At 58.2% G+C, this 16984-nt stretch carries 19 protein-coding genes; 8 read left to right on the top strand and 11 right to left on the bottom strand.

What is annotated here, in order from left to right; genetic code table 11:
• Positions 1–21: 21 nt before the first annotated feature.
• Complete coding sequence (locus ASE07_RS10930) at positions 22–435, bottom strand: hypothetical protein (protein ID WP_057290856.1); 414 nt, start codon at positions 433–435, stop codon at positions 22–24.
• A 241-nt stretch (positions 436–676) separates the two neighbouring features.
• Between ASE07_RS10930 and ASE07_RS10925 the strand changes: the two genes are divergently transcribed.
• Together ASE07_RS10925 and ASE07_RS10920 are read left to right on the top strand one after the other, a co-directional pair.
• The gene (locus ASE07_RS10925) at positions 677–1567 is read left to right on the top strand and encodes a DMT family transporter (protein WP_057290855.1); all 891 of its coding nucleotides are present in this window, start codon (positions 677–679) and stop codon (positions 1565–1567) included.
• A complete protein-coding gene (locus ASE07_RS10920) occupies positions 1568–2770 on the top strand; it encodes a YbfB/YjiJ family MFS transporter (RefSeq protein WP_057290854.1) in 1203 nt (400 codons plus the stop codon).
• Between the two features lie 68 nt (positions 2771–2838).
• Here ASE07_RS10920 and ASE07_RS10915 read toward each other — a convergent pair whose 3' ends face one another.
• The gene (locus tag ASE07_RS10915; RefSeq protein WP_057290853.1) at positions 2839–3183 is read right to left on the bottom strand and encodes a hypothetical protein; all 345 of its coding nucleotides are present in this window, start codon (positions 3181–3183) and stop codon (positions 2839–2841) included.
• The gene (locus ASE07_RS10910) at positions 3184–4422 is read right to left on the bottom strand and encodes a PAAR domain-containing protein (protein ID WP_162256872.1); all 1239 of its coding nucleotides are present in this window, start codon (positions 4420–4422) and stop codon (positions 3184–3186) included.
• Positions 4423–4743: 321 nt separating this feature from the next.
• Here ASE07_RS10910 and ASE07_RS10905 point away from each other — a divergent pair, with 321 nt between their 5' ends.
• A complete protein-coding gene (locus ASE07_RS10905; protein WP_057290851.1) occupies positions 4744–5640 on the top strand; it encodes a DMT family transporter in 897 nt (298 codons plus the stop codon).
• On the opposite strand, the gene ASE07_RS10900 is transcribed toward ASE07_RS10905, so the two are convergent.
• From ASE07_RS10900 to ASE07_RS10885, 4 genes are all read right to left on the bottom strand, one after another.
• A complete protein-coding gene (locus ASE07_RS10900) occupies positions 5614–7467 on the bottom strand; it encodes a chorismate-binding protein (protein WP_235548428.1) in 1854 nt (617 codons plus the stop codon). The genes ASE07_RS10905 and ASE07_RS10900 overlap by 27 nt on opposite strands.
• Positions 7468–7535: 68 nt before the next feature.
• On the bottom strand, positions 7536–8426 hold the full coding sequence (locus tag ASE07_RS10895) for a DMT family transporter (protein ID WP_057290849.1): 891 nt from the start codon (positions 8424–8426) through the stop codon (positions 7536–7538).
• A 226-nt stretch (positions 8427–8652) separates the two neighbouring features.
• Entirely contained in the window at positions 8653–9228 is a 576-nt protein-coding gene (gene slmA, locus ASE07_RS10890; protein ID WP_057290848.1) for a nucleoid occlusion factor SlmA, read from the bottom strand.
• 15 nt (positions 9229–9243) lie between these two features.
• Positions 9244–9972: a pyrimidine 5'-nucleotidase gene (locus ASE07_RS10885; protein ID WP_057290847.1), complete on the bottom strand. Its 729-nt coding sequence runs from the start codon at positions 9970–9972 to the stop codon at positions 9244–9246.
• Between the two features lie 49 nt (positions 9973–10021).
• Here ASE07_RS10885 and ASE07_RS10880 point away from each other — a divergent pair, with 49 nt between their 5' ends.
• Positions 10022–10987, top strand: coding sequence for a TraB/GumN family protein (locus ASE07_RS10880; RefSeq protein ID WP_082584077.1), 966 nt, complete (start codon positions 10022–10024; stop codon positions 10985–10987).
• Between the two features lie 77 nt (positions 10988–11064).
• Here ASE07_RS10880 and argB read toward each other — a convergent pair whose 3' ends face one another.
• Positions 11065–11976, bottom strand: coding sequence for an acetylglutamate kinase (gene argB, locus ASE07_RS10875; protein WP_057290846.1), 912 nt, complete (start codon positions 11974–11976; stop codon positions 11065–11067).
• Between the two features lie 129 nt (positions 11977–12105).
• On the opposite strand from argB, the gene ASE07_RS10870 reads away from it, so the two are divergent.
• The 4 genes from ASE07_RS10870 (at position 12106) to ASE07_RS10855 (ending at position 14409) form a co-directional block, all read left to right on the top strand.
• Complete coding sequence (locus tag ASE07_RS10870) at positions 12106–12669, top strand: sigma-70 family RNA polymerase sigma factor (protein WP_057290845.1); 564 nt, start codon at positions 12106–12108, stop codon at positions 12667–12669.
• Between the two features lie 38 nt (positions 12670–12707).
• Positions 12708–12923, top strand: a complete 216-nt coding sequence (locus ASE07_RS10865; protein WP_057290844.1) for a zf-HC2 domain-containing protein — start codon at positions 12708–12710, stop codon at positions 12921–12923.
• Positions 12920–13132, top strand: a complete 213-nt coding sequence (locus ASE07_RS10860) for a cysteine-rich CWC family protein (RefSeq protein WP_057290843.1) — start codon at positions 12920–12922, stop codon at positions 13130–13132. The genes ASE07_RS10865 and ASE07_RS10860 overlap by 4 nt, the downstream gene beginning before the upstream one ends.
• 152 nt (positions 13133–13284) lie before the next feature.
• Positions 13285–14409, top strand: coding sequence for a branched-chain amino acid ABC transporter substrate-binding protein (locus tag ASE07_RS10855; protein ID WP_057290842.1), 1125 nt, complete (start codon positions 13285–13287; stop codon positions 14407–14409).
• A 50-nt stretch (positions 14410–14459) separates the two neighbouring features.
• Here ASE07_RS10855 and ASE07_RS10850 read toward each other — a convergent pair whose 3' ends face one another.
• Genes ASE07_RS10850 through ASE07_RS10840 form a run of 3 tightly spaced genes read right to left on the bottom strand, consistent with a single transcriptional unit; the run spans position 14460 to position 16884 of the window.
• Positions 14460–15290 carry an SPOR domain-containing protein gene (locus ASE07_RS10850; protein ID WP_057290841.1) on the bottom strand — a complete coding sequence of 277 codons (831 nt, stop codon included), beginning with the start codon at positions 15288–15290 and terminating at the stop codon, positions 14460–14462.
• A complete protein-coding gene (locus ASE07_RS10845; RefSeq protein ID WP_057290840.1) occupies positions 15284–16057 on the bottom strand; it encodes a type III pantothenate kinase in 774 nt (257 codons plus the stop codon). The genes ASE07_RS10850 and ASE07_RS10845 overlap by 7 nt, the downstream gene beginning before the upstream one ends.
• A 2-nt stretch (positions 16058–16059) precedes the next feature.
• The gene (locus ASE07_RS10840) at positions 16060–16884 is read right to left on the bottom strand and encodes a biotin--[acetyl-CoA-carboxylase] ligase (RefSeq protein WP_235548427.1); all 825 of its coding nucleotides are present in this window, start codon (positions 16882–16884) and stop codon (positions 16060–16062) included.
• Positions 16885–16984 lie beyond the last annotated feature (100 nt).

The following is a 16984-nucleotide window of genomic DNA, read 5'->3' as shown; positions in this document are numbered from 1 at the left end:
CGGTCGTTGAAAGATCGATGCTCAGTCGGCCACCGTCATTGTCGGCAGCGGACAATCGCTGAGCGCCGGATCCATGCGCCGCTCCGAAAAAGTCATGGCGGCGTGCTGCACACGAACATCGTCCTTCGCACTATCTGGCTTGCGCATGACAGGTTCATCCATTGCACTGGTCACGGCACGATAGTGTTGGTAAACATGGAAATGCCGGAGTTCGGCCTGGATGAGCTGCTGACCTGCAGCGGTGGCATCGTGCGTGACCGCCACCTCCTTGTCGCGATCGGCAGCGCGCTGCGATACCGAATTCGGATTCGGCACCGACCGCGGTTGCCGCGCATGACGCGAATCACCTACGGCGTCAGCACAGCCAACGAGTGGAATCGCCAGCATTGCCATCGTCAGCACGTCCGCAAGCCGCCAAGAATATCGCTTCAACATGTGTTTCTCCCTTGACGTGATTATTTTGCTTTTCGGATGTTGCCTCTTTGGCTTCTATCAATCGCCATACAGGATTGGACAAAGTGCTTGTCCGGCCTCAATGCAATACCTGACCAATACCTGACGCACTGAGGCGTCTGAAGTGGCGTGTCGCACGATTCCAACAGCCACGGCAGCAAGTGAGTGCGGGTGCTACAATCGACCGACCGTTTTATTTCCCCTGAGCATCTCGCCCATCCCCATGTCTTCAGCCGACCTTGCCAAACTGGTATTCCTTTCTGCAATCTGGGGCGGTTCATTCATCTTCCTGCGCATCGCTGTTCCCGAAACCGGTCCGCTACTGACTGCAGCCTTGCGCACGGGACTGGCCGGACTGGCATTGATGGCGTTTGCGCTGCTGACCGGTGTGCAGATGAACTGGCGCAGCAATGCCAAACCGTTTGCCATCGTCGGCTTGTTTGCCGGCGTGATTCCATTCACTTGCTTTTCATTTGCGGCGTTGTACATCCCCGCCGCCCACTCGGCGGTGCTGAACGCCACGGCGCCCTTGTTTGGCGCGATATTTTCGGTGATCTGGCTATCGGAACGACTGACGATACGCAAGCTGACAGGCCTGGTACTCGGCGTCGTTGGCGTCGGCATTCTGGTTGGCGTGGGCACGGTGGCGATGACGCCGTCGACCTTGCTGGCCATTGCGGCCTGTCTCGTTTCCGCCGCGTCCTATGCGCTGTCGAGCATCATCGTGCAAAAGACCGGTCGCCCAGGCGGTATTCATCCGATCGCCATGGCGACTGGCTCGCTCGCATTGGGTGGCCTGATGATGGTGCCCGCACTGCCTTTCACCTTGCCGCCCGCGATGCCATCGGTCACGGCGCTCGCCTGTATCGCAGCGATGTCGCTGCTCTCCTCCGGACTGGCTCAAGCGCTTTTCATTCCGCTCATCGTGAAGGTCGGGCCAACGCGTGCGATGTCCGTGTCCTTCCTGATTCCCTTGTTCAGTATGCTGTGGGCCTTTATCTTCCTGCATGAGTCGGTCGGCATGTCGACCCTTGTCGGTGGGGTCATTGTGCTGGTGGCAATGGGACTGGTGCTGACATCATCGCGCTCCCCTGTTCATGCACAGGACACCTAGATGGAGCACAGCAGCCTCGCCGATCGCCGCCCTTTGCTGACCGCGCTCGGCATCTCGCTGGGTGCTGCGATTTCGCTTGGCCTGTCGCGCTTTTCATATGCGCTGCTGTTGCCACCGATGCGAGCCGACCTGTCCTGGTCTTACCTGCTTGCCGGGTCCATGAATACGGCGAACGCCTTCGGTTATTTTGTCGGTGCGCTGGTCACCCCCGCATTGATGCGGCGCTTCGGTGCACAGCGTGCACTGATGGCCGGCGCCATCCTGACCGCGCTGTTCATGCTGCTGTCCGGCGTGGTGACGGAAGCGACGATGCTGCTGACGCAGCGTGTGCTCGCAGGAATCGCCAGCGCATTCATTTTCATTTCAGGCGGCGTGCTGGCCGCACGCCTGGGCGCCATGCATGCCCAGCGCGCCGGATTCCTGATTGGACTGTATTACGGCGGCACCGGGTTTGGTATCGCGAGTGCCGCATTGCTGGTGCCTGCAAGCATTGATGCGGCAAGCGCGCATGGCGCGGCACACGCGTGGCAATGGGCATGGTTTGCGCTCGGTGGCCTCTGCCTGCTGATGACGCTTGCGATGACCGGACCGGCGTACAGCATTGACGGGACGACGGCAACCGCCAGTGGCCGTGGAACTTTCAAGGTACGGGCCTTTGGCTTCGGGCTGGCCGGCTATTTCATGTTTGGCGTCGGCTATATCGGCTACATGACGTTCGTGATTGCCTTGCTCAAGGAGCAAGGCATGCAGCAATCGGTCATTACCGTCTTTTATGCCGCACTGGGCATTGCGGTGCTGGCTTCCTCGCGCATCTGGGCAGGCATGCTGGATCGCTTCAAGGGCGGGCAGTCACTCGCCATTCTGAATGCCTTGCTGGCGCTCGCAACATTGCTGCCGGTCCTTTCGTCGGCACCGGTGGCGGTGTTTGCATCCGGCATCCTGTTCGGCGCGGTATTCCTGTCGGTTGTCGCATCAACGACGGCACTGGTGCGGCACAATCTTGCGCCGCATGCCTGGTCGGCCGGCATCAGTGGCTTTACCACGGTGTTCGCTTTCGGCCAGATCGTTGGGCCGACGATTGTCGGCTGGATTTCGGATGCGGCGGGTGGCTTGCAGCGAGGCCTGGTGTTTTCAGCAGCGGCCTTGTTGCTTGGCGCGGTGCTGGCGTCGGGGCAGCGTGCGTTGCCTTTGGACGAGATGTAAAGCGAGTAATTGATTCACGGCTTAATTGTGCTCCACCATTTGCTTCAAATGACGGCCAGACTTACAGTTTAAGTCTTCCTAGGATCTTCCAACTCTTTTAGCAAGGTCCTCATAAAAGCACGCCGATCAGTAACCGAATCCTCAAACACCAACTCCACACGATCAAACAATTTTTCAAAATCTTCTGCCGGATTATCGAGACACGAGCGAAGTAATTCTTTCAGTCGAGCCTGCACAGTCGGCAAATAGCTACGGAACTCCAAAGTAAGCAATGCATTGACAGCTTTTGATACATCCTCTGGATTGTTGACATCCAGATCCTGCACAGCGTTACAATCCTCCTCACTTGCATAGTTAACATCAAAAACTTTCAGCAAACTGAGTAAGTCAAAAATTTCATTTTTCGAATTCATTTACTGTCCCCATATTGGAAATGCGGTATTAACGTTCCCTTGGCGGAACCATACCTGCGCAGAATAGGACTGCCCGTACGTCAACGATGTTTTCTTGTACCCCTCGCCGATCAAATAATTGAAATTGATTGGGCGTTCAGCCAATGTTGGGTCACCTGTGAACCGGTAAATATTTTGTGCTCGATCAATCGCGTTCAGTTGATCTCTATTGCTGAGGAAACGAGTAGCCGAAGATGGGATCTTAGGCTTTCCATTGGCATAGGTCTCAACTATACCGGTAGTCGGATTTGCGCCAGATTGTGCTCGCTCACGTTGTGATTGCAAAGTGGTTTTCGCACCGTGCTTTTCCAAGAAATGGGCGCCCGGGGTCGATGATTCGATTTCTTGAAGACGACGATATGCATTACCTTCGGCAAGCTCGTCCAATCGAATTGCCCGTTGTTCAGCCGTCATGTAAGCGTACTTCGCTCGCAACGCTTCGCCTGGACTGATTGTATTTGCTCCGTATGGTTTCCCCTCTATGGCTCCCTGATTTTTCAATAGGAGTTGAGCAGTCCGCTTCCCTGCAATACCTGCGCCACTTTTGGCCCCTGCAACACCACCTAGCAAAGAGCCACCGAGCATGGCCCACTTCTGTCCATCCGATTCAATACCGAATACTCTCCCACCTACCCATTTCCCGCCAAGTTGCCCTGCCGCGCCGCCTATCAGCCCTGCCGTCGCGATGATCGGCCCACCTAGTGCGATGGCACTTCCTACTCCCGCGACAAGCAGCGCGACATGCACGCCATCCGGCACCAGTTTTTCCGGTTCAAGCATGTCCGTCTGAACGGTACCGCCGCCGATGTAGACGTTGTGCGATCCGCTGCTGATGACGGCGGAGCAGCCGGCCTTGTCGCCGACACGTGCCGCCGGCAGACCATTGATGAAGACGGTGGCACTACCCGTTGCAATGGGAGGATACGGTGGCGAATGCTTGTAACAATCAACGACATCGACATGCCCGCGGGCCGCCGGTATGCCGTTGGTGAAGACATTGCCGGAACATGCTCCCTTGATGACACCGCAGACTTCCTTGGGCACCCAACTCATAGTGCTGAACATCTCACCAATGCCGGCACCGCCTGCGACGAGCCCGCCGACGATTGCTGTTGCGGCTAATCCACCGGTTCCTGCAATGGCAATGGTGCCAAGGCCGATTGCCGCACCGGCCATCACACCATTCACCAGCCAGCTCATGCTTGGGCTATGTCCAATGGGATCGTTAATACGCGCTGCTTGAGACATCGATACAGTGACCCTTCAGGCAATGAAATAGTAGGCCGACAATGCATATTGCAGGAATTGCATTTATATCAACATATTGCGGTCTATGCAATTTATCTCTTGCGAGGGGGACCGCGTGCCAACCATTCACGCCAAAGAGGGTGCAACACAAAGGAGTCCAGTCATAGGTCAATGCAAGACAAATGAGAAGCCGGTGGCTTCGATGTCCGATTTCGGCCAGCCTGTCGTACGGCCTTGTCCTATGCTGGACACTTAACGAATCCGGGAGTGGCCATGCGTAGCGCCGATATCTGCCGTCTGCTGATCCTTGCCGCCATCTGGGGCGCATCCTTCCTGTTCCTGCGTATTGTTGCACCGGTACTCGGCGCATTGTGGACAGCGGAAGTCCGTGTCGCGCTGGCGGGATGTGCGATGTTGTTGTTCATGGCGATCAGCAAGCGCGCGATGAATTTCAAGTCCAACTGGAAACAGTATGTGTTGATAGGCACGCTCAATTCCGCATTGCCGTTTTCCTTGTTTTCTTATGCGGCGCTAACGCTGCCGGCCGGTTACTCGGCGATCCTGAATGCCACCAGCCCGCTGTGGGGTGCACTGGTCGGCGCTGCCATCCTGGGTGAACGGCTCTCGGCACGAAAACTGGTCGGCTTGCTGATCGGCGTCAGTGGCGTGGCCTTCCTGGTGCGACTCGGTCCGGCGGCGTTTACACCGCAGGTGCTGATCGCCGCCCTGGCCTGCGCCGGTGCGGCGTTGTGCTACGGTTTGGCCGGCGCTTACTCCAAAAAGACATCGAGCGACATTGCCCCGCCGTTAATGGCAACCGGCTCGCAGGTCGGTGCCGCGCTGGTGCTGTTACCCTTCCTGCCGCTGTCACCGATTAAAGCCGAAGTCACGCCCTTCATCGTGCTGGTCGCCGCCATGCTTGCGCTGCTATGCAGTGCGGTGGCCTACCTGATTTATTTTCGACTGATCGCCGATCTCGGTCCGACCAAGGCCTTGACCGTGACCTTCCTGATTCCGCTATTTGCCTTGCTATGGGGTGCGCTTTTCCTGCACGAAGCGATCACCGTCAACATGTTGATCGGTTGTACGATGGTGGTCGTGGCGACCTGGCTGGTCGTGTTTCAGCCGACGCCTGCCCTCACCTCAGTCCCGGACCACGTCCACCGTTAAGACGCCGCGCAATGCGTTGCAGACGACGACTTCTTCTGCTGCCTGCAATTGGTCGATCGTGATGATGCGTTCTGCTGCATTCCATGTTGGGTCGGACAGCAACACGCTGCGCATGACACCCGGTAGCAGACCGCATTGCAAAGGCGGAGTAAGCCAGCGGCCATCGAGGCGCACAAAAACATTGCTGCGCCCGCCTTCGGTCAGTTCGCCTTTCTCATTGAAGAACAGCATGTCGAACGCACCCCTGGTTTCGGCATGCCGCCACGCGGCGTCATAGCGTTCGCGCACCGTCGTCTTGTGACGCAGGAACAGGTCCTGCGAGCATGTGGGTTCCGGCGACAGCAGCACATTCACGCGTGACGGCAAACCGGTGAGCACTGAACTCTGTACGCTGCACTGTCCGTTGCGACCGAGTGCAAGTCGCATGCGGTAAACGCGTTCAGGCGCCAGCGTGCTGCACGCCTGCAGCACAGCAAACCGGATCGCTTCTTCATCGAAGACAAAGCCAAAATAATCAGCGGATGACCGCAAGCGTTGCAGATGCAGCGCAAGGTGGCGGCAGCCATCCGCATGCGTCGCGCGCATGGTCTCGAACAGCTCGAATTCGTTGTCGAGCCCTGTCAGAAATCCGGCTTTCAGGCGGCATTCGGCAAACTCATCTTCCGCACGGCTGTCATGCACGATACCGGCACCGACGCCCATCTCACCGCTGCGTACGCCGGCCGCTGTTTCAGGACCAAGCACCAGTGTGCGTATCGGCACCGACAGGCAGAAATCACCGACACGCTGATCGCTTACAGGTGCATCGAACCAGCCAATAGCACCGGTGTAATAACCGCGGGCATCGTCCTCCAGTTCGCGAATGATTTGCATGGTGCGACGCTTGGGCGCGCCGGTGATGGAGCCGCAAGGATAGAGCGCCTCGAATAGTTCGGCCAGATCCACATCATCACGCAGCGTTGCCTGCACTGTCGATGTCATCTGCAGCACGCTGCTGTAACGATCGACGCTGAACAGCTTCGGCACATGAACGCTGCCAGATTCCGCAATGCGCCCGAGGTCGTTGCGTAGCAGGTCGACGATCATCAGGTTTTCGGCGCGGTTTTTGGGGTCCCTGGCCAGGGCGATGGAACGCTCGTCGTCGATGGCATCCTCCCCGCTCGCCGCGGCGGTACCCTTCATGGGACGCGCGGTCAGTGTGCCCTTGTCATGGCGGACAAAGAGTTCGGGCGACAGCGACAGGATCGTTTTACCATCGGGCATGGCGATGAGTGCGCCATACGGAACCGGCTGTCGTTCGCGCAATCGGCGGTATAGCGAGAGCGGTGTACCGAAGGCATCGAAGCGCAGCCGGTAGGTGTAATTGATCTGATAGGTATCGCCCGATTCAATGTAAGCGTGGATCGCTGCGATGTCTTTTGCGAAGCGATCCTCCTGCACACTCGCATGCAGGCCAGCGATACCCGCCGGCATCACATTGTCGTCGTGTTGCTCCAGCCATTGGCTTACTCCGGTGCTGGAAAGTAAGGTGCACTGTCTGAACAAAAGGATATGCGACGGCAGACCCGCATCCGTGCCTGCATCAATGCCCTGCAGACTGGCACCCAGTTCGTAGGAAAAGACGCCGACGGCGTGCAAGCCCTGCTCAAGGGCGCTTTCCATCTGCGCCAATACTTCGGGCAAGGAAGCCGCATCGTCGCACGACAGATTACGCGCAAGGTCGGTGTAGAGGCGGGAACGCGGATGGCGTTCGTCGGCATTGCAGTCATCAAGCAGCGCAAAGCATGCCGGATCATTACGGGGGAATACCACAGCAGGTTCAGTCAATCACAGGCGTCAAAACGGCTATTGTACGGCGCGGAGACTGTATAGCGCGTAGTGATGATCGCCGCAATTCAACTGCCTTTCTTCGACAAATAAATGCCCCATAGCAGCAACGCGCCGCCGGCCATTTGCAAGGGACCGATTGCTTCCTGAAAGATCAACCAGGCGGCGACCGCGGCGGTCAGCGGCTGGATCAGCAGGCTGACCGATGACAGCGAGGCAGGTAGATGCGCAAATGCATAAGCAATCACGGTTTGTCCGCCGATCTGCGCAACCACGGCCAACGCCAGCAAAGGCCACCAGCCGGCGGCCTGCGCAGGCATGAAGTCGCCCGGCGCCATCAGGGCGAATGGCAGCAATGCCAATCCGGTAATGGTAGTGCTCCAGGCCATCAGGCGGGCCGTCGAATATTCGCTGCGCGCGTCCTTCACCACCAGCTGATAGGCAGCATAGAAGATGGCACTCGCCAGACCCAGTCCATCACCGATCAACTTGTTACCGCCCTGCTCGCTTCCTGCTGCGTTCGGACCGACCAGCATCACGGCGCCCACCAGCGCAATGGTCATGCCGACGATGAAGATACGGGCAAAGCGCACGCGATGTGCAATCCACATCCACAGGGCGATGAAAATGGGCGCAAAGTTGGACAACAATGTGGCATTGGCGACCGTGGTGTAATGCAGCGACAAGTGCCAGATGCCCATGTCGGCGGCAAAATAGATACCGGCCAGCAGCAGCGAACGCGCAAAGTCGGTGCGCTTGTTCAGCGCCTTGTCCTGCTTGCTGACGGCAAACGCCCAAGCCCACAGCAGCGGCGCGGCCAATGCCATGCGCCAGAATGCGGATGCGATGGGATTGACGTCGGACAGGCGCATGAAAATGCCGGCGAAGCCAATCGCCATACCGCCCAGCAAGAGGGCAATGAATGCAAAGGTGGGAAACTTGTGTTGGGAGGGCGTCATGGGTCGATGGGTTGGAAGCGCGTACCCACACGCGACATCGCGTGCGAACGCTACCTCGCTCTTTACACTGCTGCGAGTATAGAAGGCTGAGAGTGTAATGAGATTCGGATTTTTCCGCTTGCGCCCGAACGACCGGCAAGAGCAAGGCGGATACGCCGGGGAGAACGAGAGAAAATTCGGCGCAGCAGCGCTGCGCTTGTTGCCGTGCTGCGCTGACGTGTTTTGCTCAGCCCAGCAGAATAGCGAGCTGGGCTGGAACGTTATCGGTTGGTGACTGCTTGAATCCGCTCTTGGCAAAGCGATGCCAGCGGCCGACCACCAGACTGGTGATCATGCCGGCGCGCGTGACTGCTTCCGCTTCGCTGGCCTGGCCTTGCGTCGCCGCCAGCCGCAGCGACTGGCGCAAGGCCATCTCGACACGCTCGATGAACTGGTTCATCCGCAATTGCAGGCGTTCATCTTCATTGACCAGCGCATCGCCAATCAGCACGCGCGTCATGCCCGGATTGCGCTCGGCGAAATTGAGCAGCATGCCCGCGATCGCCTGGGCTTGCGACAGACCGTTTTCCTGCTGCTCGTTGATCTGGTTGATCAGGCCGAAGACCGTGGATTCGATAAACTCGATCAGGCCTTCGAACATCTGGGCCTTGCTGGCAAAGTGCCGGTAAAGCGCCGCCTCCGATACTTCCAGTTTTGCGGCGAGTGCCGCAGTGGTGACCTTTTCTCCTTTGGGATGCTCCAGCATCTCGGCGAGTGTCTGGAGAATCTGTAGCTTGCGTTCGCCCGGTTTGGTATTTGCCATGATGTTTAATAGTCGTTAGTGGCGCAATCGGTGCAGCGTTGCAGGCAGCTGTGTCACTGATTTTACTTTGACATCGACGAATGCGGGGAGCTTCGTAAGACGCAGTGCAGCACGGCTGCCCGCAATCTGCTGGTGATTGGGGCTGGTCGCGAGGTATTGCGTGATCCACACGGTGTGCATGCCCAGCGATTTGGCCGCGCGCAGGTTCTCCGTCGTATCCTCTACCAATATACAACGGCTCGCCGAGGTCTTTTCTTTAGCGACGAGTTTGCGCAACAGCTGTTTTGACGGTTTCGGGCGCAGCTGGCGATGCACATGCATGGCCTCGATCGCCATATGTTTGGCGAAATGGCGATGCAGCCCGAGATGTCGCATCACATCGCGTGAATAGCGGCGCGGGGCATTCGTCAGCAGGATCTTCCGTCCCGGCAGACGTGCCAGCAGGCGCCCCAGGCCGCGCTCGGCACGGATCATCGATGGCAGATCGTCAAACAAATGCGCCTCATGCAGGAAGTCGGCCATCTTCACATTGTGATGCTTGACCATGCCAAGCAGTGTCGCGCCATAGCGCTTCCAGTACGCGATGCGCGCAGCGTTGACGGTATCCGCGTCGGCCAGCGTGTCACCGTCGCCAAGCACCTTTGCCATAAAGGCATTCATGTTGGCGTTAATCGCCGGGAAAATCGCGTGAGACGCGTTGTGCAGGGTGTTATCCAGGTCGAACAACCAAATCGGCTTGCGCATCTGTTAGAGTATTTTTGAAGCCAGTCGAAACCGGCTCGCAGGGAGAATCATGAAGGGCGGGATTGTTTTTTTACTAAGCGTCGTCGCAGGTCTGGTGATCCGACCCGCTTATGCAGAGAATAATGCAGCAGCGGCGGCATCTGCACAAGCGGTCGTCATGCCGGCCTCGGTGTCGGCATTGTCCGATGCAGACACACCACAGCGCGGGACACTTTACCGGATTCGGCACCATGGCAACACCGCCTGGCTGTTCGGCACCATCCATGTCGGCAAGCCGGCTTTCTATCCGCTGGAGCGCGAGGTGACCGCAGCCTTGCATGCCGCCGGCAAGCTTGTCCTTGAAATCGATATCCGCGACAACGCGCCTTTCCAGCACGCCCTGCATGCGCACGGCACTTATGCCAATGACGACGGGGTTGAACGACACCTTTCGCATGACACGCTCGCCGTACTGCGGCAGGCGCTGGACCGGCATGGCATCTCCTTCGACAGCATGCGGCGCTTCAAACCCTGGCTGCTGGCCAACATGCTGATCGGGCTTGATCTCGAACGACACGGTTACGACCGCACGCACGGCATCGAAAGCTTCTTGCTGTCGACCGCCGGCAAGTCCAAGGATGTGCAGGAGCTGGAATCGGCCGAATACCAGATGTCGCTTTATGACGACATGACCGATGCCATGCAGGAGCAATACCTGCGCGAAAACCTGGCTGAACTTGCCGACGGCAATGCGCTGCGCAAGGCGCAGGCATTGATCGAGGCTTGGGCCAGCGCTGACGGTAATGCTGTCGAGCAGTTCATGCGCGAGTCGGCAAATGAAAAAACCACTTCTTCAGAATTCATGCAGCGTGTGTTGCTGGACCGGCGCAATCCGGAAATGGCGCGCAAGATCGAAGCCTTGCTGGAAAAGGAAGAAAGCAGTTTTGTCGGAGTCGGACTGCTGCACCTGGTGGGCGACAGCGGCGTGCCGAAACTGCTGAAGGAAAAGGGGTACGAGGTGGAGAAGCTGTACTAGCCCTCCCCCTGAAAGGGAGAGGGAACCTGACGGCGCATGTCAAAAGCTTATTGAATGTATAAGCGGGACAAATGACATCAATGCGAACGGATCATCGTGCCGAAAGCCTGTTCGGTCAGCACTTCCAGCAGCAGCGAATGCTCGATGCGGCCATCGATGATGTGCACAGTGTTCACGCCTGACTTGGCGGCGTCAAGCGCCGATGAAATCTTTGGCAGCATGCCACCCGAGATGGTACCGTCGGCGAACATTTCATCGATCTCGCGCGCGGACAGATCGGTCAGCAGGTTGCCCTGCTTGTCCTGCACGCCGGCGATATTGGTCATCATGATCAGCTTTTCCGCTTTCAGGATTTCGGCGATCTTGCCGGCGACGAGGTCGGCATTGATGTTGTAAGCCTGGCCATCTTCACCGAAGCCGATCGGAGAAATGATGGGAATGAAGGCATCGTCCTGCAGCGCCTTGACCACCGCCGGATTGATCGCGTCGATTTCGCCGACGAAACCGATATCCAGAAACTGGCCCGGCTTTTCGCGGTCGGGCATCTTCATCTTGCGCGCACGGATCAGGCCGCCATCCTTGCCGGTCAGGCCGACTGCCTGGCCGCCGTAGTGATTGATCAGCATGACAATGTCCTGCTGGACTTCGCCGCCCAGCACCCATTCCACCACTTCCATGGTTTCTTCGTCGGTGATACGCATGCCTTGCACGAAGGTGCCCTGCTTGCCGATCTTCTTGAGCGCATTGTCGATCTGCGGACCGCCGCCATGCACCACGACCGGGTTCATGCCCACCAGTTTGAGCAGGATGACATCGCGCGCGAAACCGTGCTTCAGCCGCTCTTCGGTCATCGCGTTGCCGCCGTATTTGACGACGATGGTTTTGCCGTGGAACTTGCGGATATAAGGAAGCGCTTCGGCCAGGATTTCCGCCTTGATCTGCGGGGAAACCGCACTCAGATCGGCGGCAGGATCGGTAATATCGGTCATGGTCAGTCCTGAAAATCAATTCACGCGATTTTACAGGAAAGCGCCGCCGTTTCTTGCGGTTTCCTGCGGCTTCCTTGTATTTAGGAAGGCGATCCGTTACGCTTTTGCCCAAATGACAAGCGGCCCATTATGACTCCGGAATTTCACCGCGATATTGAAAACCTGCGCCCTACCCTGGTGCGTTTTGCACTCCTGCAGTTGCGCAATCAAGCGGTCGCCGAGGATGTGGTGCAAGAGACATTGGTGGCCGTGCTGGAAAAGCCCGACCGCTTCGCCGGCCAGTCTTCCTTGCGAACCTATGTGACCGGCATCCTGAAACACAAAATCATCGATGTGCTGCGCGCGTCAAAGCGGGAAGTGCAGTTCAACACGGCGGATGGCGAGTCCGAGGCCGACGTGATTGATGCACTGTTCCGGCCGGACGGACACACTATCGAGATGCCGCGCCAATGGGGCAGTCCGGATGCCACACTGGAACAGAAAGATTTTTTCCGCGTCATGGAAATCTGCCTGGAAAAGCTTCCGCCCAAGACTGCCCGTATTTTCATGATGCGCGAATGGCTGGAACTCGATACCGAAGAAATTTGTAAGGAACTGAGCATCACCACGTCTAATGCATGGGTCATGCTGTATCGGGCGCGGGTGCAATTGCGCGAATGCCTGGACCTGAACTGGTTCGGTAAACGGCCATGAGCGGGCCATGAACACGGCCTGAGCCACAAGGAATTTCTATGTCGATCAAACCTACTTGCAGGGAAGTACACCAGCTGACGTCCGAAAGCATGGACCGCGACTTGTCGATGGTCGAGCGGGCGCGCATGCATATGCATTTGCTGATCTGCACCGCTTGCCGCAATTTCACGGAGCAAATGCAGTTGCTGCGTCGTGCCATGCACGAAATAGTACCGACCGATCAGGACGAAAACCAGGAGCGGCCTCCGCGATGAGTACCTGCAAGCGCTGCGGCGCGGAATTTGCCTGCGGCATGACTGACCTCTATGGCGACGAACCGTGCTGGTGCACGCAGATTCCGGCATTGCCACGTTCAGCGTATGTTGGACCCGATACCGGCGAAGGCAACCCATCCTGCTTTTGCCCGCAATGTCTGCGCACCTTGGTTGCAACGCAGCAAAAATCTGCAACCGACGGTCAATAGACCTCCGTAACTTCCTTTGCGCAGCGCAACATAAGTTGACGGCTTGCCGGTGTTCGCAGAATCTTGTACCGAAAATTGCCCATAATACATAATTAAATCTGTAGCAGGGCCTTCTATGATCGGCTTGCATTAATGCCATCACAGGAGGAGACATGAAGCAACTGCAACACTTTGTAGTACTCGTCGTCGCGCTGTTATTCCTGAACGCCTGCAGCCGGCAAGTCTCGGTAAAGATTGGCGTGGTCGCCCCCATGTCCGGGCCGCTTGCGCAGTACGGCAAAGACATTGCCAATGGCGCCCAGGTTGCCATCGATGAACTCAATTCCGATTACTTTTCCATCCACGGCAAACGTGCAAATTTCGAACTCGTCGTCGAGGATGATAAGGCTTCGCCCGACGAAGGCAAAGCCGCTGCCCAGCGCCTGATTGATGCCGGCGTAGTCGCGGTCTTCGGGCATTTCAACTCGGGTGTAACGATTGCGGCGGCGCCGTTGTATGCGGCTGCCGGCATTCCGCAATTGTCGGTCTCCACCAATCCGAAGTACACGCGGATGGGGCTGAAAACTGCCTTCCGCATCACTGCCGACGATATCCAGCAGGGTGCAACACTGGGACGCCTGATCAGCGAAAAGCTTAAAGCCAGGTCGCTGTACATTGTCGACGACCGCACCACCTTCGGACTCGGGATCGCCGAGGAAGTCGACCGCACGGTGAAAGTGAAGAACCTCAAGGCATCGCGTGAGAGCGTGGATCCGAAAGCGGCCGACTATGCGGCCCTGGCAAAGAAGATCAACGATGCCCGTGCTGATGCGGTCTTTTTTGGCGGCGACGAAGCGGCCGGCGTGCCGTTGCTGAAAGCCCTGCGCAATTCGGGTTCGACAGCAAAGTTCGTGGTCGCGGATGCGATGTGCGACGGATCGACCATCAAGGCGTCGGAAGGCAATGCCGACAGTAATTACTACTGCACGATTGCCGGCGTGCCGCCATCCTGGCTGTCGTCCGGCATCGCCTTCATGGACCTGTACAAGGCCAAGTTCGGCACGCCTGGCGCTTACTCGACGCTCTCATATGATGGCGTCCATATCCTCGCGCAGGCGATGCAGCAGGCCGGCTCCGTCGAACCCAGGGAATATCTCTCGACACTGACCAAGGGTTCGTTTTCCGGCAAGATCCAGGGCTCGATCGAGTTCGATGAAAAAGGAGATATCAAGGACGGCACCGTCGTGATTTACCAATCGATCGGCGGCCAACTGGTGGAGCAGCGTAACCTGCTGTAATCCGCCGGCGATGCGGGCCGGGCGGCCCAGCCTGCCCGCATCGCTCACGTTCAGCTTTCCCGTGACGTCACGCCAGCATTTGGCTGCGCCTTCGTGCAGTCGCGGATTTCCTGCTTTACAAATCCCGCCTTGATTTTCTCCACTGCGCTCTTCGTGTCTTCATCCAGCTCATGCAATTGAAAGGCCACCATGGATGAAGTAACGCTGCGCTGTCCGATCCGTGCGGAGCGCACGCCTTTCTGGTTAAGACTTGCCAGATGCGCGCGGGCCGCTTCCTCCATGCGGAACACCCCCAAGGAAATACCCCACCGCATCGGTGAATTGTCCTGAATGATGTAAAAGTCACTGATGCCGAGACGGCGTAGTTCACTGGCCTTCTTTTCGGCGGCTTCCCTGTCACCCTGTGGCGGGATATACACCATATGCGTCGCCGCTTCCTGCACCGGGTGTTCCGATACCCGAGCGCCTAGCGCGAGCGATGCAAGGCGGGCGCTGAACTTTTTCGCTTCCTCTGCATTGAAGTTGCCGATCTCGGTACAGGCAAGCACTGCGACTTTCTTTGGCGCAGGTTCGGGAGTCGCTGCCGGCGCTGATGTTGTCACGGAGGTTGTCACGGGTGCCGGCGTCGTTGCTGGTGTCGGTGCAGTTGCGGCTACGGTCTGAACTGCCCTCATCTCGGGCGTCGCTTCCGACGTCGGCTTTGGTTCCGGTTCCGGCCTAGATTCCGGCGGCGGGATCAGCTTGACCTTGTCGGGATTGAGCTGATTCTTCAGCCGCGCAGGCTCATGGCCGCTTGGCACCATGGCATCGAAGTAACCCTGCTGGTAGGCGAACAAACCGCCATTGGCAAGAACCAGGGACCAGAAAATGAATTTCAGCATGATGCGTTCATCACAACGTGGTGCAAACCGATCAACACAAGATTGTCAACCCGTGCCGCGGAAAAGGAAAGATGGGGAGCGATCAAGGCCGCCGCGCCGCCCGACAGGATGCATTGCACGTCGCCATGGCTGCGACAGTGGGCGGCAACCGCTCTTTCGATGGCGCCGGCCTGCGCTGCAAGGCAGCCACTCACGATGGCGGCATCGGTATGGTCGGCAAACGGTCCGACGATCTCCATCGCTTCGGCGACTTGCGGCAATTGCGCCGTATTGCGCGCCAGCGAACTTGCCATCAGCCCCAGTCCGGGCAGGATCATGCCGCCAAGGAAATCGCCCTCCGCCGTTACCGCATCAACCGTGGTCGCCGTACCGCAGGTGGCAACGATCAGTGGCGCTCCCGGAAACAGCGCATGCGCGCCGATGGCCGAGGCAAAGCGGTCACAGCCGAGCTGGGTCGGCGTGCGGTAGCGGTTATGGATACCGGCCAGCGCTGCGCTCGATGCAAACCACTCCAGCGGTACCGGTTGCATGCCGAGCACGCCCAGCAATATCTGTTCAAGGGTGTCGCGCATCGATTGCCCGGCGACATTTGAAATCAGCACCCGCACGATCTTCTGTCCACGCCAGTTGTCCGCCAGTTGCCGCACTTGCGCATGGTCCACCATTCCGGATGCGGACCAGCGTCCCAGCGCTTCCGTGCCACGCATGCCGTTTGGCACCAATGCCCATTTCACCCGTGTATTTCCCGCATCGATCAGCAGCAGCATGTTCAGGCCTCTCTCGGGCGCAGCGACACATCGCCCGCCATCACCGCGACACGGCCGCCCGGCGTATCGATCAGGAAGCGCCCGATGCCATCGACGCCCGCGCCTATACCTTCATGCACAACCTGACCATTGTCAATGATGGTTACGACCTGCCCGGCATACGCATCCAGGCTATTCCATCGCCCGGTAAACGCAGCCAGGCCTTCATGCTCGAACTGCACCAGCGCGTCGGCCAGGCCGCTGAGCAAACCCGCCATCAAGGTGTTCTGGTCCAGCTCCGCCATCCATGGAATACTGGCGACCGGACGGCCAATGTGCTCGGACACGCTCTGGTCGAGTGACATGTTGATGCCAATGCCGATCACCGCCCAGCTGACATCATGCGGAACGCTGCCTGCGCCAGCCGACTCGATCAGGATGCCGGCGAGCTTGCGTCCGTTGTACAGCAGATCATTTGGCCATTTCAGCTTGACGTCGATATTGAACATCGCCAGGGCTTCGGCCAGTGCGACACCGACGGCAAGCGGCAGACCGACCAATGCGTGTACCGGCACGCCGAATTTCCAGGCGAGCGAAAAGGTCAATGATTTGCCCTGCGCCGATAGCCAGGTGCGGCCTGCACGCCCGCGTCCCGCAGTCTGGTGTTTGGCCAGTAACAAGGTCGGTCCGGCAAGCATCGGCAAGCCGGCAAGCAGGTCGGCATTGGTGGAGCCGGTTTCTTCCACAATGCGTATCCGGACGGGTTGGGCGGAAGGCCGGCACAAAGCGGCGATCTGTTCTGGGGAAAGAGTAGCTGTCATATCGGCATTGTAACGGCATGCCGACATGGAAAGTCCTGTATGTGCTGCTTTCAGGCAACAGCAATTACCACCAGGCATGATCAGATCGTCGTTTTCGGATGAGCAGTGGCAATGTGGGCTTCGGCTT

The organism is Noviherbaspirillum sp. Root189, from assembly GCF_001428545.1.
Taxonomy (GTDB): Bacteria; Pseudomonadota; Gammaproteobacteria; order Burkholderiales; family Burkholderiaceae_D; genus Noviherbaspirillum.
Note: the sequence above shows the minus strand (reverse complement) of the source record. Positions and strands in the feature narration are given on the sequence as shown.

Excerpts from the sequence above, each read along its gene's own strand:
- slmA (WP_057290848.1), bottom strand. The coding sequence starts at position 9,228 with ATGGCAAATACCAAACCGGGCGAACGCAAGCTACAGATTCTCCAGACA.
- ASE07_RS10925 (WP_057290855.1), top strand. The coding sequence starts at position 677 with ATGTCTTCAGCCGACCTTGCCAAACTGGTATTCCTTTCTGCAATCTGG.
- ASE07_RS10885 (WP_057290847.1), bottom strand. The coding sequence starts at position 9,972 with ATGCGCAAGCCGATTTGGTTGTTCGACCTGGATAACACCCTGCACAAC.
- ASE07_RS10865 (WP_057290844.1), top strand. The coding sequence starts at position 12,708 with ATGTCGATCAAACCTACTTGCAGGGAAGTACACCAGCTGACGTCCGAA.
- ASE07_RS10870 (WP_057290845.1), top strand. The coding sequence starts at position 12,106 with ATGACTCCGGAATTTCACCGCGATATTGAAAACCTGCGCCCTACCCTG.
- ASE07_RS10930 (WP_057290856.1), bottom strand. The coding sequence starts at position 435 with ATGTTGAAGCGATATTCTTGGCGGCTTGCGGACGTGCTGACGATGGCA.
- ASE07_RS10860 (WP_057290843.1), top strand. The coding sequence starts at position 12,920 with ATGAGTACCTGCAAGCGCTGCGGCGCGGAATTTGCCTGCGGCATGACT.
- argB (WP_057290846.1), bottom strand. The coding sequence starts at position 11,976 with ATGACCGATATTACCGATCCTGCCGCCGATCTGAGTGCGGTTTCCCCG.
- ASE07_RS10845 (WP_057290840.1), bottom strand. The coding sequence starts at position 16,057 with ATGCTGCTGCTGATCGATGCGGGAAATACACGGGTGAAATGGGCATTG.
- ASE07_RS10895 (WP_057290849.1), bottom strand. The coding sequence starts at position 8,426 with ATGACGCCCTCCCAACACAAGTTTCCCACCTTTGCATTCATTGCCCTC.
- ASE07_RS10880 (WP_082584077.1), top strand. The coding sequence starts at position 10,022 with ATGAAGGGCGGGATTGTTTTTTTACTAAGCGTCGTCGCAGGTCTGGTG.
- ASE07_RS10855 (WP_057290842.1), top strand. The coding sequence starts at position 13,285 with ATGAAGCAACTGCAACACTTTGTAGTACTCGTCGTCGCGCTGTTATTC.
- ASE07_RS10850 (WP_057290841.1), bottom strand. The coding sequence starts at position 15,290 with ATGCTGAAATTCATTTTCTGGTCCCTGGTTCTTGCCAATGGCGGTTTG.
- ASE07_RS10915 (WP_057290853.1), bottom strand. The coding sequence starts at position 3,183 with ATGAATTCGAAAAATGAAATTTTTGACTTACTCAGTTTGCTGAAAGTT.
- ASE07_RS10905 (WP_057290851.1), top strand. The coding sequence starts at position 4,744 with ATGCGTAGCGCCGATATCTGCCGTCTGCTGATCCTTGCCGCCATCTGG.
- ASE07_RS10840 (WP_235548427.1), bottom strand. The coding sequence starts at position 16,884 with ATGTCGGCATGCCGTTACAATGCCGATATGACAGCTACTCTTTCCCCA.
- ASE07_RS10910 (WP_162256872.1), bottom strand. The coding sequence starts at position 4,422 with ATGAGCTGGCTGGTGAATGGTGTGATGGCCGGTGCGGCAATCGGCCTT.
- ASE07_RS10920 (WP_057290854.1), top strand. The coding sequence starts at position 1,568 with ATGGAGCACAGCAGCCTCGCCGATCGCCGCCCTTTGCTGACCGCGCTC.